Origin of the sequence: Arthrobacter sp. ISL-65 (genome assembly GCF_018613795.1) — a bacterium.
Taxonomy (GTDB): domain Bacteria; phylum Actinomycetota; class Actinomycetes; order Actinomycetales; family Micrococcaceae; genus Arthrobacter.
Genome location: NZ_JAGGPN010000007.1, coordinates 33,997 through 47,422 on the forward strand (window position 1 = coordinate 33,997; position 13,426 = coordinate 47,422).

The following is a 13,426-nucleotide window of genomic DNA, read 5'->3' on the forward strand; positions in this document are numbered from 1 at the left end:
CATTAAAACGTGTAGTACCGGAGGAGCAGGTACGGCACGCAGAGCCCTACGGTGACGACAGTGACCACCAGCCCATACTTGGTGAAGGTCCAAAAGGAAATCGGGTGGTCGTAGCGCTTGGCTATCCCGATGACGACGACGTTCGCGCTGGCTCCCACGGCGGTCGCGTTGCCGCCAAGGTCCGCCCCGAGAGCCAGTGCCCACCAGAGGGGCTTGGCGGCGGCGCCGCCCGCCTGCACCAGGTCGTGTGTGATAGGGGCGAGCGTGGCGACGTAGGGGATGTTGTCGATGACACCGGACACCACGGCCGACCCGGTGAGCATCCCGACCGCGGCGAGGTCGTGCCTGTCCCCGATCAGCGAAGCCGCGGCCTCCCCGACGGCGTCGATGACTCCGAGGTTAACCAGGGAACCGACCATGATGAACAGGCCTGCGAAGAACAGCAGCGTCTCCCACTCGACGTCCCCGAAGACCTTGCGAGGCTCCAGCCGGGCGAGCAGCACGAGCAGCCCTGCGCCGAGCATCGCGACGACGGATGGTGCCAGGCCCAGCAGCGGCCGGGCGATGAAGCCGGTCAGCACCAGGCCCACCACGATGAGTGACTTGATCAGTAGCGCCTTTTCGCCCAGTGCCTCCTTCTCGTTCAGGGCCATCACGCGAGCTGCACGCTCCGGATGAAACTGGAAGGCTGATCGGAACATCCAGCGGCACAACCCGATGAAGACGACCAGAAGCACCGCTGCTATCGGCGCAAGATTACTGATGAAGTCGTTGAAGCTCAGGTCCCCGCGGCTGGCGATGATGATGTTTGGCGGATCACCAATCAGCGTCGCCGTGCCGCCAATGTTGCTGGCCATCACCTCTGCAATCAGAAACGGCACAGGCGGGGCTGCCAGGCGTTCACACACCAGAAGAGTGACCGGAGCCGTGAGCAGCACCGTGGTGACGTTGTCCAGAAGTGACGAGAGCACAGCGGTGATGACCACCAGGATCACCATGATCCGGAACGGCTGCCCGCGGGCCCTTTTGGCAGCCCAGATCGCGAGGAACTCGAAGAGGCCGGTCTGCCGCAGGATGCCGACGATAATCATCATGGCCAGCAGCAGGAAGATGACGTTCCAGTCAATGCCGGACTCGGGCGAAAAAAACATTCCGGCGTCATTCGTGGCACCAATCAAAACCATTGCAGCTGCGCCGCCAAGCGACGTCGTCATCCGTGGAACCTTTTCCGTGGCGATCAGGACATAGGCCGCGAAAAAGACACCCAGGGCAAGAATCACCTGGGCGGTCACTGTGGCCCGCTCCCGGGTTCAGGGCCGCCGGCGCTGGCGAGGACGGCATTGATGACTGAAGGAAGCGTGACAAACGTCGGCGCATCCCGGGGTGAGTCCCGGACCAGGGCAATCTGTGTGCGGGCGTCCACCATCCGCGCCGCCATCTCAACCAGGGTCGCGTCAGCGTCGATGGTCAGGATCTTGCGGACGGCAACACCCTGGTCGTCGAGGAGATCCCCGACGGTCCGGTCGGCCAGGTGTTCCCACAGCTCCCCGGCCCCGGCCTCATCGAACACCGCTGCCAGCGACACGTCATCGAGAAGGTAGCCGGGCACCATGAGGCGCAGCACGTCCACGGCCGAGACTATGGCGGTGGGAACTCCCAGCCTGTTGGCAACAACGAGGCCCACCAAACCGCTGTCCGCGATCAAGCGGCCAGCTTCCACCGCCGTGGTTTCACGGCGCACCACGGGTAAAGGAACTTGAAGGTCGGCTGCGCGCACGCCCACTCCTCACTGCCGGGGAAGACTGTACGTTGACTTCATCCAACCACCGGCGACCCCGGACGGCCAGCCTTCCTGCGACTGGACTTGGCGCGCAGTGTAGGTCAGGTCACCGGTTCTTTTGATACACGTCCGGGATGCCGTCGTGGTCGGAGTCGATTTCCTCTTCGGCTTCAGAGATCCGGTATTGGCGGTTTCGGGTGCTCAGAACTGCGGCGGCCAGGATCGCGGCGATGAGCGAGGCAGTGAGGATGCCGACCTTGGCATGGTCGTCGTGCACGCTGCCGTGTCCGAAACTGAGTTCGGCCACCAGCAGCGAAACGGTGAATCCGATCCCGGCCAGCACGGAGACTCCGAAGATATCGATCCATCTCAGGGAACTGTCCAGCCGGGCCCTGGTGGCCTTGGTGATGAGCCAGGTCGTTGCGAGAATCCCGAGCGGTTTACCCAGAACAAGGGCCAGGATGATACCCAGCGCGACGGGATCGGTAAGGGCCGACACCAGGCCGTTCCATCCGCCGACGGCGACGCCGGCGGAAAAGAACGCGAAGAGCGGTACGGCGACGCCGGCGGAGATCGGACGGAAGCGGTGTTCGAAAATTTCCGCGAGCCCCGGCCCCGCTTCAGGGCCCCCGCTGGCCTGGGAACGGATCACGGGGATGGCGAATCCCAGCAGCACGCCGGCGACTGTGGCATGGATGCCGGAGGCATGGACCAGCGCCCAGGTGACGATGCCCAGCGGCAGAAGGATGGTCCATGCCGCCAGGAGCCTGGTGCCGAAGAACCTGCGGTACCGCTGGGCCAGGAAGGTGTAGAGGGCCAAGGGGATCAGGGCCAGAAGCAGCGGCGCGGGCTGGATGTCCTGGGAGTAGAAGATGGCGATGATGCTGATCGCGATCAGGTCATCGACCACGGCCAGGGTCAGCAGGAAGATCCGCAGGGCACTGGGCAGGTGGGAACCGATGATCGCCAGCACTGCAACGGCGAAGGCAATGTCGGTGGCGGTCGGAATCGCCCAGCCCCGCAGCATCTCCGGGCTGGACAGGTTGACCAGTGCATAGATCACGGCCGGGACCGCGACCCCGCCCACGGCGGCGGCGATGGGGACAATGGACTTGCTGACCTGCCGTAGGTCCCCGGCGACGAACTCCCGTTTGAGTTCAAGACCGACGAGGAAGAAGAAGATGGCCAGCAGCCCGTCGGCCGCCCAGGCGCCGAGACTGAGTTCCAGGTGCCAGGGTTCGTACCCGACGCGGAAGTCCCGGAGCGCGAAGTAACCCGCCGCCAAGGGTGAGTTCGCCCAGACAAGGGCGATGACGGCCGCGGCGACCAGCAGGGCGCCGCCGACGGTTTCCTTCCGCAGAATCGCGCCGATGCGCAGGACTTCGGCATAGCTGCCACGTCCGAAGACAGTTGCGGCGGGCGGAGACGTCTGGGGCTTCTTGCTCATGGCAGGGTCCTGATCCTTGGGTCGACAAATACTTTGCCGACCAGACTTCCCGGCGCACCTTGATCCAGTCTAGGGCAGGCATGCCGGGACCAGCGACGCCGGAACGAAGCGACGCCGCCGGGGAACCGGTCAGGCGGTGAGGTCACGCCGTGAAATGGCGTAGCCGGCCAGGGTGGCCAGAACGGCCCCGACGAGGGTGAGGGCCGCCGCGCCCGCGGGGTCGAAGGGCTCAACGGGCATGGCCGGGGAGTGCCGGAATGGACTCAGATCCTGCACCCAGAGCGGAAGACCGAACAGTTCGCCGAATTCGCCCAGGATGAGTCCGGTGACCAGCATCCCCCAGCCCAGGGGGATGCTCAGCCGCGGTGCGGTGGCGAAAACAAGCGACGTCGCTGTCAGGAAGACCAAGGCAGCCGGGACGTGTGCCAGCGCGGCCGGCACCAATGATCCGGCAGGGACGCTGGTCACGCCCGAGACGCCCAGCCCAACGGATGCCGACACACCGGCGGTTCCGGAGATCATGACTGCTGAGGATGCGGCGATGAACAGGTTCGCACCGAGCCATCTTGACCTGGACATGGGCGCGCCGAGAAGGAGTTCGGCCCGACCTTCGGCCTCTTCGGCGCGCAGCCGAAGCACGGCCTGGATGCCCGCGGCCGCGGCAAACAGGCCGGCCATACCAAGCAGGGCGGCGGTGAACACGTCGATCAGTTCCGCCCGACCGCCGGGCACGAGCCGGGAGATGAGTTCCTTCAGCGGCGCCACGCCGGAAACGGTTTCGGCTACCAGGGGGCCGAGCATCCCGGCCACGGCCCCCAAAGCGGCAGCACCAAGGCACCATCCGGTCAGGGTGGAGCGTTGAAGGCGCCAGGCCAGACCCACGAGCGATGTGCCGCCGACACCGGCGCGCTCCCTGCCCTCGCGCGGTGGCAGAAGGCTGGCGCCAAGGTCCCGCCGTTGCCGGATCAGCACGGCAACCGCCGCCACGACGAAAGCTGCCGCGAAAAGTGCCAGAAGCGGGAGCAGATCGGGCTCGGTGAACGGCCGTGAACGCTGGCCCCAGCCGATGGGTGACAGGATCGCGGGCCAAGCGCTGGTGACGTGCAGCAGATCCGCCTCCGGAGTGCCCAGCGCATCCCCTATGCCCCGGACCAGATATGCGGCACCAACCAGCCCCGACGCGGCAGCGTTCGCACTCCTGCCGGAGGGCATGGCCTGCGCAACCGCTGCGGCTGCGGCCACAAAGAACACGCCGACGGCGCCGACCGCGGCACCGGCGCCCAGCGCGCCGGGAACTGGCAACCCGGCTGCGATGAAGCCGATGGCGACGAACAGGGCCAGGGCCAGGTTCGCGCCCCCACCCAGCAGAAGGGTCCCTGCCAGGGATGCTGCCCGCGGGAGCGGGATGGTGCCGTCAAGGAGGTCGGAGCGTCCGAGCTCCTCGTCCGTGCGTGTATGGCGCACCACCAGGAAGGTGCTCATCAGCCCCGCCAGCACAGCCGTGAACGCGTAGCACTGGAAGAACACGACCGCACCGCTCCCGATGCCGTCGGGCAGGCCGCGGAGGAAAAGGAACGCCGGGTTCGACGCTGCCAGGGTGATGATCGCGGTCCGCGCAGCCTCGTCTCCGAATTGCGCGGCGACTGCGCTGGAAGTCGCAAAGCCAAGCAGCGCTATCCCCAATATCCAGACAGGCAGCAGCACCCGGTCCCGCCTTGCCTGAAACAGTGCAAGGCGCAGCACGCCGCGCATCATTGCGCCTGGCCCCTGCGGTCGCTGTAGTGGCGCAGGAACAACGCCTCAAGGGAAGGCGGGGCAACCGTTAGGCCGCTGAGTCCTGGCTCCGCGATGCCGGCCAGGACAGCCCCCAGATCCCCGGCCTCCGCGTCGAACTCGGCCGCGGGACCATCCAAGCGCAGGCCGTGCGCGCCCGGCAGCTCCGCCAGCCTCGCCGGCTCGGCCAGTCCCGTGATCCGGAAGTGCGTGCGTTTCAGGTGCCGGAGTTCAGCCATGGTTCCCGTTTCCACCGCCGCTCCGGAACGGATGATCGTGACGCGGTCACACAGCTGTTCGACTTCACTGAGGATATGGCTGGAGAGCAGCACCGTTGCCCCATCCCGGCTGACACGATGGATCTGGCGGCGGAAAACAGCATCCATCACCGGATCCAGCCCGGCGCTGGGCTCATCCAGCAGATACAGGCGGGCCGGTCGTGCGAACGCGGCAATCAGGGCCACCTTCTGCCGATTGCCTTTGGAGTAGGTCCTGGCCTTCCGCCGCGGTTCCAACTCAAATTCCTCAATGAGGTCCCGGCGCAGACCTTCGTCCGCGCCGCCCCGCAGCCCGGCGAGCAGGTCTATGGCCTCCCCGCCAGAGAGGTTCGGCCACAGGCTCACATCACCGGGGACATAGGCAAGATCCCGGTGAGTCCTTACCGGATCAATCCAGGGGTCCAGACCGAACACACGGGCGTTACCGGCCGTGGGCTGGATAAGCCCCAGTAGGACCCTGAGCGTCGTAGACTTACCCGACCCGTTAGGGCCAAGAAACCCGTGGACCTCGCCGTCCGCGACCCTCAATTCCAGGCCGTCCAGGGCCCGTGTCCTGCCGAAATCCTTTACGAGTCCGGTCGTCTCAATTACCGGTTGTAGTGCTGCGTCCATCAGCGGTCCGCTCCTCAGCCGTCACACGAACGCCCGAGGCGGATGCCGGGGCGCTCCGCGGGCTCCACCCACGGGCCGACCAGGCTTCCCGGCTCTCCGATCCACAGCATACAAGCACCCGCACCCGCGAGGAAGGACAATTTCTCTGGTGGCCAGCATGCGCACCCAGAGCGCATCATGCGACGGGACCTGCGCGAGGGTTTGGGTTTAAGCGGCAGGAGCTGAGGGAGGGTTTGGGTTTAGGCGACGGATGTGAGGAAGCGTTTGTGTATAAGCGACGGGAGCTGAGGGAGCGTCTCATTCCGCTAGGGGAGCGGGGCTAGGCGGGTGGCCAGGTGCAGGCCCACGAGGCGGCCCGTTCCCCGCGGGTCGCCGCCGCAGAGGTCGAAGATGCGCTGGAGGCGGTGGTACATCGACTGCCGTTCCAGATGCAGCTCGCGTGCCGCCTGCGCCGTGTTGCAGCCGGAGTCGAGCCACACAGTCAGGGTCTGCAGCAGCTGCGAGTTCCGCTGATCGTCGTGCTCGAGAATCGGCCCCAGCGTGCGGCGGACAAAGTCGCGGCGGGCACCGGCGTCGAGGCTCTCGGCTGCCAGGCGCTCAGCACCAAACGCGTCTGCATCCCTAACCTGCCGGGGACCACCGGCAGAACGGCGAGTCCGCGGGGCCAGGTCCAGCGTCCGGCGCGCCTCCGCCATGGACCAGGCCGCCTCGCCGATGCCCTGCCCCAGCGGTCCGACGGCGATCGCAGAACCTTCCGGCACATCGAGGCTGCCCAGCGCATCGATCAGCAACGACCGCGCCGCACGGGTCCCCTCGCGGGGAAGACCGGCCAGCGCGACGAGCTCCAGCTTGTCGGCATAGCTCGCGGCATGCGGGACGGCCGCCGTGAGGATCTGGTCCAGCGCCGGGCGGAGCCTGCCCGATGCGGCAGAACGGATCATGACGGCCGCCACCGGGCCATCGACGGCGAACCCCGCCGCCGCCCCCAGCTGCTCCAGCCGCCACGGCTGGGCACCGGAATGCACTGCGCGCATCAGTTCCGCGCCCGCCAGTTCCTTCAGGCCCGGCGGCATCCGCTGCAGCAGAGCCAGGCCAAGAATGTCGACCGACCGTTCGCCCGCCACCCGGACAAACGTCGGGTCGATACCTTCGGGCAGCTCCAGCTCCAGCCGCGCTGCCAGCACACCGCGGACCGGAACGTCGACCGCCGTCGTACTTACTGTCCCAGAAGCACCGGTTCCCAGTGCGCCCGCGGTACCGCCGCCGTCGGCCGCCCCGGCACTGCCAGTGGCGCCCGCACTGCCGAGCGTCAGGCCCGCGGGTGACACCAGCCGCACGCTCGTCCCCGTCTTTCCGGCGAGCACAGCGAGCACCTCGTCCAGGCCGCCGCCGTGGGCGAGTTCGGCGGCCATGGCGTGGCTGATTTCGTCGCCGCGCTGCAGCAGCTCCACGGACTGGCTGACCAGGATCGAGTTGATCTCCTGCATGATGCCGACGAAGGGCGCCACCTTGCGGAGCTCGAACAGCGGCAGGCGGTTGGACTCGGCAGCAACCAGCATCGACTCGGGGATGTCCGGCAGGTCCGCGCCGGTCTCGATGGCAAGGGCGGCGACGCCGCGCGCCGCCAGCTCACGGATATAGTCCACCCGCCGTTCATCGGTGGCCGTGGCCAGGGCCTGCCCCCCGCTGAGGAGGAGCTCGCCGCCGCGGAGCAGGGGGGCGATGTCCAGGACCTCGCTCGAGTGCACCCACCGCACCTGCCTGCCCTGGACAGCGGACGCTGCGGCGCGGAGCAGCGGGTCCGCCGCTTGCACGGTCCGGTGCTTCAGTACTTCTTCGAGGAACATGACACTCCGTCATAAGGAAGGGGATTCTCTTAGACGGATCGTACCTTGTTGCTGTGATGTGGCGCACATAGGCTTAATCCATCCCTTCTTCACGGAGGCTCTTCTTCCTTACACGGAGGCTTTTCCGATGCACAACTCCTCAACACCGCAGTCCGGGCCCGCAATGGAGCAGGCCGAGGACGTCGAAGCCTGGCTCCAGCCCATTCCCGAATCCGCGCGCACCCGCAAAGTGTCCGGCCAGTTCTGGATCTGGGCCGGCGCAAACCTCGCCCCGATCAACTGGGTCCTCGGCGCCCTGGGCATCAACCTGGGCCTTGGGTTCGCCGACACCGTCACAGTCCTGGTCCTGGGCAACCTCATCGGCATGCTGCTCTTCGGCTGCTTCGTCCTACTCGGCCAAAAGACCGGAGCCACCGGCATGGTCCTGGCCCGGGCCGCGTTCGGCCGCCGCGGCAACTACCTGCCGGCCGCCATCCAGGCGCTGCTGGTGGTGGGCTGGTGCGCCGTCAACACCTGGATCATCCTCGATCTGGTCATGGCACTCTTCGGCACGCTGGGCTGGGTGGATCCCGCGGCCCACAACTACGCCTGGAAGATTGGCGTGGCCACGTTCATCATGGCCGCCCAGGTCGCCATCGCGTGGTTCGGCTACAAGGCGATCGCCGCCTTCGAAAAATGGACCGTGCCGCCCACCATCATCATCCTGGTGGTCATGTCCGCCGTCGCCTGGTTCGGACTCAAGATCAACTGGACCTACGCAGGTCCCGCCGGCAACATCCTCGAAGGCTCCGAACGTATCGCTGCCATGAGCGCCGTGATGACCGCCATCGGCATCGGCTGGGGCATCACCTGGTTCACCTACGCCGCCGACTACTCCCGCTTCGTCAGCACCACCGTGCCCAAGAAAAAGGTCTACCTGGCCTCCGTCCTGGGCCAGTTCATCCCCGTCGTCTGGCTCGGCGTCCTCGGCGCCAGCCTCGCCACCAACAGCGGCGAAGTGGACCCCGGCAAGCTCATCGTGCAGAACTTCGGCGCCATGGCCTTGCCCGTCCTCCTGATGGTGCTGCACGGGCCCATCGCCACCAACATACTGAACATCTACACGTTCTCGGTGGCCACGCAGGCGCTCGACATCACCATCAGCCGCCGCAAGCTCAACCTGCTCGTCGGCGTCTTCTCGCTCATCGCCGTCGTCTACTTCATCTTCCAAGAGGACTTCGCCGCCGTGCTGGACGCCTGGCTGATCGGCCTGGTGGCCTGGGTGGCAGCTTGGGGCGGCGTGATGCTGGTGCACTACTTCTGGCTAGAGAAGCGCTGGCCCGGCAACGTGGAACGGCTGTTCGACGGCGTCGGCACCCGCCGCCTGCCCGTGGTCAACTGGGCCGGCGTGACCGCGCTGCTCGCCGGCATCGTGGCCACCTGGCTGTTCATGTACGGACTGGTTCCGGTGATGCAGGGCCCCATCGCGGTGGCCCTCGGCGGCTGGGACCTCTCCTGGCTGGCCGGCGGCCTCACCAGCGCCGCGGTCTACGCGGTCCTCGGCCCCCGGCTGCACCGGCCGTACGTGACGGTGACGTCCGACGGCGGCACCGCCTCCGCGGCAGGCGCACCTGCCGCTGCGCAGGCACCCCAGCCGGTGCCCGCCGTCGAACTCTAAGCGTTTTGTACCTCTCCACTTCGCCCTCTGACGAAAGGAACTCCGGCATGAGCACTAGCGCCTTCGCGGATTCCCAGCACCCCATCACTTGGCCCGCCGGCTACAAGGCCGCCGCATCCTTCACCTTCGATGTCGACGCCGAATCCTGCGTCATCGCGCACGACCCCACCAGCACCCGGCGCATGTCGCTCATGAGCCACCAGTCGTACGGGCCCAAGGTGGCGGTGCCGCGGCTCCTGCAGATCCTCGCGCGGCAGGAGGTCCGCGGAACGTTCTTTATCCCCGGGTTCACCGCGGAAAGCTACCCCGACGTGGTGCGGCAGATCGTCGACGGCGGCCACGAGGTTGCCCATCACGGCTACCTGCACGAGCCGATGCAGGGGATCGACGCCGCCACCGAGGCGGGCTACATGGACCGCGGACTGGAGGCGCTGGAGAAGGTCGCCGGGATCCGTCCGGTGGGGTACCGGGCACCGTGGTGGGAACTGAACTGGCACTCGCCGGCGCTCCTTGCGGACCGCGGCTTCCTCTACGACTCGAGCCTGCTCGACGGCGACGCACCGTACCGGATGTCGGTCGCCTCGGGTTCTCCCTCCGGCGCCGGCGACACCCGCGACATCGTGGAGATCCCCGTGGACTGGACCCTCGACGACTGGGAGCAGTACGCGTTCTATCCGGGCGTGACAGGCAGCGGCGTGATCGAAAGCCCCGCGAAGGTGCTGGAGATGTGGACGCTTGAGACGGAGGCGCACCACTCGCAGGGAAGCTGCTTCGTGCTCACCAACCACCCGTTCATCTCGGGCCGGCCGTCGAAGGCGGTGGCCCTGGAGCGGTTGATCGAACGGGTCAAGGCCATGGACGGCATGTGGGTGACCACGCTGGAGCGGATCGCGGAGCACACGAAGGCGACGGTCAGCGAGGTCCACACCCACGCCAGGATCGACGTGCCCACGTACCCCGGCTCCGGCGCCCGTTTCAAGCCGGGGCAGGTGCAGGTGCCCGCGCTCAGCTAGCCCGGCTTAGGCAAGCGCGAACGGACACTTGAGGCCCTTCACGCAAGCGCGAACGGACACTTGAGGCCCTTCAGGCAAGGGCGCCAAGTGTCCGTTCGCGCTGTGTGCGGTTCCTGGTCGCGCGTCGTATTGCCAGGAATGGCCGCTTCGATGCCCCTTCATGCGGCCCTTTTTGGCGAATCGGCGAACCTGAGCCGGGGACGAGTCCCTCACCATGCCGCCCGGCAGAGACCAACTCCGCCCATTTACCGACGGCCTCTACCGCCCGGCCTTCACGGTCAGCACCTTCAGGGCGGCGGCGTTGACCTCGGCGGCGAAGGCGGGATTGCGCTGGGCGAGCTGCAGCACGGCGGCGTACATGGCGGGAATGGCGCGGGGGTTAGCGCACAGCAGCATAGTTCCGCCGGCATGGATGAAGCTCGTGGCCCGGGTGCCCAGGGCCCACGGAGCGAGCTGCGCCGCGTTGCACAAGTCATCGGACATGACGACGCCGGTGAAGTGCAGGTCCGTGCGCAGCATCGTCCGCATGATCAGCGGCGAGAAGGGGGCGATGTGGCCGGGGTCGATGCGCGTGTAGTAGGCACTCGAGACCATCACCCACCGGGCGCCCGACTGGATCGCGGTCCGGAACGGCATCAGGTAAGGGTCGGTGCGCGTGGTGACGGTGTCCTTGACGTTCCGGCTTGTGTCCGTGTTCAGGACAACGCGGCCCAGGCCAGGGAAATGCTTGACGACCGGGGCGATGCCGGCCTGTCGCATGCCGGCTGCGAAGGCGCCGCCGTGGGTAGAGACCGCCTGCGGCGTGAACCCGTATTCGCGGGCGAAGAACCCGATGGGCGCGTTGTGCGGAGCGAACTGCCTGCTTGGCACGGTGTCCAGAACCGGCGCCAGGTTCATGGTGAGCCCGGCCGCGCGCAGCTGGCTTCCCCAGACGCGCGCGTTGGCCTGGAGTGCCGCCGTCGTCCGTGTACCCTGGGCCAATGCCGTGGGGATCGCCGAGAAGCCCGGCCCGCCGAGCACCTGGACGAAGCCGCCCTCCTGGTCCGTGGCCACGGCAAGGCGGATGCCGCCGGTGGTGGCCGCCGACACGGTGGCGGTCATCCGGCGGACGACGGCGGCTGTTGCGGCGGTGCCCGCACGGCTGCGCCCCGCAAGATAGACGTTGCCAACGTGAAGCCTGGTCAGGTCGGACATCGTGTTGGCGTCCGCGCCGGTGGCGGTGGCTGCCACCATGAACAGCTGGCCAACCCGCTGGGGCAGGGTGAGCCGGGCGAGCTGCTGCGCCGGAGTGGGCGTCGCCCCCACAGCGGCAGGGGGGCGGACGATGGTCGGCCGGACAGCCCGGGGGACAGCTGCGGGCTGGCTTGCTGCGGGCCGGCTTGTGGCGGGCTGGCTGGTGGCGGGCGGGAACTCGGCCCTTGCTGCTGAAAGGGACTTGCTTGTTGCGGGCCGGGACGGGCCGCTCGCTGCAGACAGAGCGAGCAAAAGCGCGGCTCCTATAACTGCCAATTTACTCAGATGATGCATGGTCACACGGCTTTGCTGGGGCACTCAGATATCAATGAGCGTACGCCGTTTGGGCCGCCACGGAGCCATCAGCGGTCGCGTCAGCCCGCCGTCTTGGCCTTGAGCTTCGCGTAGACCACGTAATTGTCGTTGAACAGACCGGAAGCGGGGTCGTAGCCGTCGCACGTGATGAGTCGCAGCTCCGGGCCCTTGGTGTTGCCGTAGACCTCCAGCGTGGGGAAGCTGTTCTTGCTGTAGGCCGCGGCCCTGGTCACGGCGAAGACGGCGGTGCTGCGGTCGGCGAGCCGCACGGTAATCTCGGTCCCGGGTTTCAGTCCGCGGAGGTTTGCGAAGACACCGGGGCCGCCGTCGGTGGCGTTGACGTGGCCCAGCATCACGGCCGGGCCGGTTTCGCCGGGCGACGGCGAGCCCGAATACCAACCGGCGGGCGCGCCGGGCCCGTCCGGCGGCACCTCCAGCGACCCGTTCTTCCGCAGTCCCAGCTTCACCAGCGGCGACTGCACGCCGATGGTGGGCACCGTGACTGTCACGGGAGCGGGAGCGGGCCGGGCAGGGGAGGGGACCTTGGCCGCCGGGGCGGTTGCCGCCGTCGTACTTACGGCCGGTGACGGTAACTCCGGCGCCGAAGCAGCGGACTGCGTTGCCGACGGCGTCCCGGCGGTGGGTGCCGACGACGGCGCCGCCGTTCCGCAGCCGCTCAGGACGAGCGCGCCCAGAAACAGGAGGGCGGCCGCCCGATTCTTGCGGCGGCGCGGGGGATGCGTGGCGTTAGGGGAGTCCATGCTCAGTGGTGTTCTTTCCAGCAGGCCAGGATGGTGGTGGCCACCTGGTAGGCGAAATCCGTGCGCGACACTTTCTGGGGGCCGACGGCGGCGGGCAGCCCGTTGGCGTTTACGTGCAGGGTGCTGTTGTCCTTGAGGAAGACGACCGACCCGTCGGCGGTCTGGGCCGCCGGGAAGCCGAGGTTGGCGAGCCCCTTGATGGGTTCCGCGTTGAGCTTTACCTGCAGGGTGTCGAAGTGTTTGCGCGTCGCGGCGGGGTCCGGGGATTCCTTCACGGAGATCACGAGGGGGCCGCCGGCCAGGTGGTAGGTGCAGGTGTAGGTGCTGTCCGACCAGTTGTCGACGGTGTGCGGTGACTGCTGCAGGGCCAGGATGGAGGAAATGTCATCCTTGGTTTCCTGCCCACAGATCATTTTGGAGGCCTCGGACGGGCCGGCCGTTTGGGCTGCTGCGTGCTGGTCGCCGGCGTGCGTGGCCGCTGCGCCCGCCGCTGCACCCGCCGCGCTCGCCGACGCCCGTGCTTCCGACGGTGGTGCTGGCGCTGTTGCTGCTGCCGACTCAACACGGTTGATGCTTCCCACGGCTGCTGCACAGCCGGACAGCAGTAGCGACGCTACGGCCAAAGACGCCATCGTGTGGGTGCGGGCTTTCAGTTTTCTGCTCATTCTCGCGTCCTGTCCTGGGGCGTCCTTCGGCGTGACCGGTGCGGT

At 67.4% G+C, this 13,426-nt stretch carries 11 protein-coding genes; 2 read left to right on the top strand and 9 right to left on the bottom strand.

Annotated elements, in window-relative coordinates; all coding sequences use genetic code 11:
- Positions 1–2: 2 nt before the first annotated feature.
- The 6 genes from J7I85_RS02900 to J7I85_RS02925 all read right to left on the bottom strand — a co-directional run bounded on the left by J7I85_RS02900 (position 3) and on the right by J7I85_RS02925 (position 7,737).
- Positions 3–1,292: an ArsB/NhaD family transporter gene (locus tag J7I85_RS02900; RefSeq protein ID WP_214846364.1), complete on the bottom strand. Its 1,290-nt coding sequence runs from the start codon at positions 1,290–1,292 to the stop codon at positions 3–5.
- Entirely contained in the window at positions 1,289–1,777 is a 489-nt protein-coding gene (locus J7I85_RS02905; protein WP_214846366.1) for a hypothetical protein, read from the bottom strand. The genes J7I85_RS02900 and J7I85_RS02905 overlap by 4 nt, the downstream gene beginning before the upstream one ends.
- A gap of 109 nt (positions 1,778–1,886) precedes the next feature.
- Positions 1,887–3,227 (bottom strand): Na+/H+ antiporter NhaA, encoded by a 1,341-nt coding sequence (gene nhaA / locus J7I85_RS02910; protein ID WP_214846367.1) that lies wholly within the window; start codon positions 3,225–3,227, stop codon positions 1,887–1,889.
- A gap of 129 nt (positions 3,228–3,356) precedes the next feature.
- Positions 3,357–4,979, bottom strand: a complete 1,623-nt coding sequence (locus J7I85_RS02915) for an ABC transporter permease (RefSeq protein WP_214846692.1) — start codon at positions 4,977–4,979, stop codon at positions 3,357–3,359.
- Entirely contained in the window at positions 4,979–5,890 is a 912-nt protein-coding gene (locus tag J7I85_RS02920) for an ABC transporter ATP-binding protein (RefSeq protein ID WP_214846369.1), read from the bottom strand. Before J7I85_RS02920 ends, J7I85_RS02915 begins: the two co-directional genes overlap by 1 nt.
- Before the next feature lie 305 nt (positions 5,891–6,195).
- Entirely contained in the window at positions 6,196–7,737 is a 1,542-nt protein-coding gene (locus J7I85_RS02925; RefSeq protein WP_214846371.1) for a PucR family transcriptional regulator, read from the bottom strand.
- Between the two features lie 127 nt (positions 7,738–7,864).
- On the opposite strand from J7I85_RS02925, the gene J7I85_RS02930 reads away from it, so the two are divergent.
- Together J7I85_RS02930 and J7I85_RS02935 are read left to right on the top strand one after the other, a co-directional pair.
- Positions 7,865–9,394, top strand: a complete 1,530-nt coding sequence (locus J7I85_RS02930; RefSeq protein ID WP_214846373.1) for a cytosine permease — start codon at positions 7,865–7,867, stop codon at positions 9,392–9,394.
- 47 nt (positions 9,395–9,441) lie between these two features.
- On the top strand, positions 9,442–10,407 hold the full coding sequence (locus J7I85_RS02935; RefSeq protein WP_214846375.1) for a polysaccharide deacetylase: 966 nt from the start codon (positions 9,442–9,444) through the stop codon (positions 10,405–10,407).
- A gap of 258 nt (positions 10,408–10,665) precedes the next feature.
- Here the strand turns inward: J7I85_RS02935 and J7I85_RS02940 are convergent, their stop codons facing one another.
- From J7I85_RS02940 to J7I85_RS02950, 3 genes are all read right to left on the bottom strand, one after another.
- Entirely contained in the window at positions 10,666–11,892 is a 1,227-nt protein-coding gene (locus tag J7I85_RS02940) for a glycoside hydrolase family 3 N-terminal domain-containing protein (protein ID WP_251023865.1), read from the bottom strand.
- Positions 11,893–12,014: 122 nt separating this feature from the next.
- On the bottom strand, positions 12,015–12,716 hold the full coding sequence (locus J7I85_RS02945) for a class F sortase (protein WP_214846376.1): 702 nt from the start codon (positions 12,714–12,716) through the stop codon (positions 12,015–12,017).
- Between the two features lie 2 nt (positions 12,717–12,718).
- Complete coding sequence (locus J7I85_RS02950; RefSeq protein ID WP_214846378.1) at positions 12,719–13,381, bottom strand: hypothetical protein; 663 nt, start codon at positions 13,379–13,381, stop codon at positions 12,719–12,721.
- Positions 13,382–13,426: the final 45 nt, after the last annotated feature.

Coding starts and splice junctions, on each gene's coding strand:
- nhaA (WP_214846367.1), bottom strand. CDS start 3,227: ATGAGCAAGAAGCCCCAGACGTCTCCGCCCGCCGCAACTGTCTTCGGA.
- J7I85_RS02915 (WP_214846692.1), bottom strand. CDS start 4,979: ATGCGCGGCGTGCTGCGCCTTGCACTGTTTCAGGCAAGGCGGGACCGG.
- J7I85_RS02920 (WP_214846369.1), bottom strand. CDS start 5,890: ATGGACGCAGCACTACAACCGGTAATTGAGACGACCGGACTCGTAAAG.
- J7I85_RS02925 (WP_214846371.1), bottom strand. CDS start 7,737: ATGTTCCTCGAAGAAGTACTGAAGCACCGGACCGTGCAAGCGGCGGAC.
- J7I85_RS02930 (WP_214846373.1), top strand. CDS start 7,865: ATGCACAACTCCTCAACACCGCAGTCCGGGCCCGCAATGGAGCAGGCC.
- J7I85_RS02935 (WP_214846375.1), top strand. CDS start 9,442: ATGAGCACTAGCGCCTTCGCGGATTCCCAGCACCCCATCACTTGGCCC.
- J7I85_RS02945 (WP_214846376.1), bottom strand. CDS start 12,716: ATGGACTCCCCTAACGCCACGCATCCCCCGCGCCGCCGCAAGAATCGG.
- J7I85_RS02950 (WP_214846378.1), bottom strand. CDS start 13,381: ATGAGCAGAAAACTGAAAGCCCGCACCCACACGATGGCGTCTTTGGCC.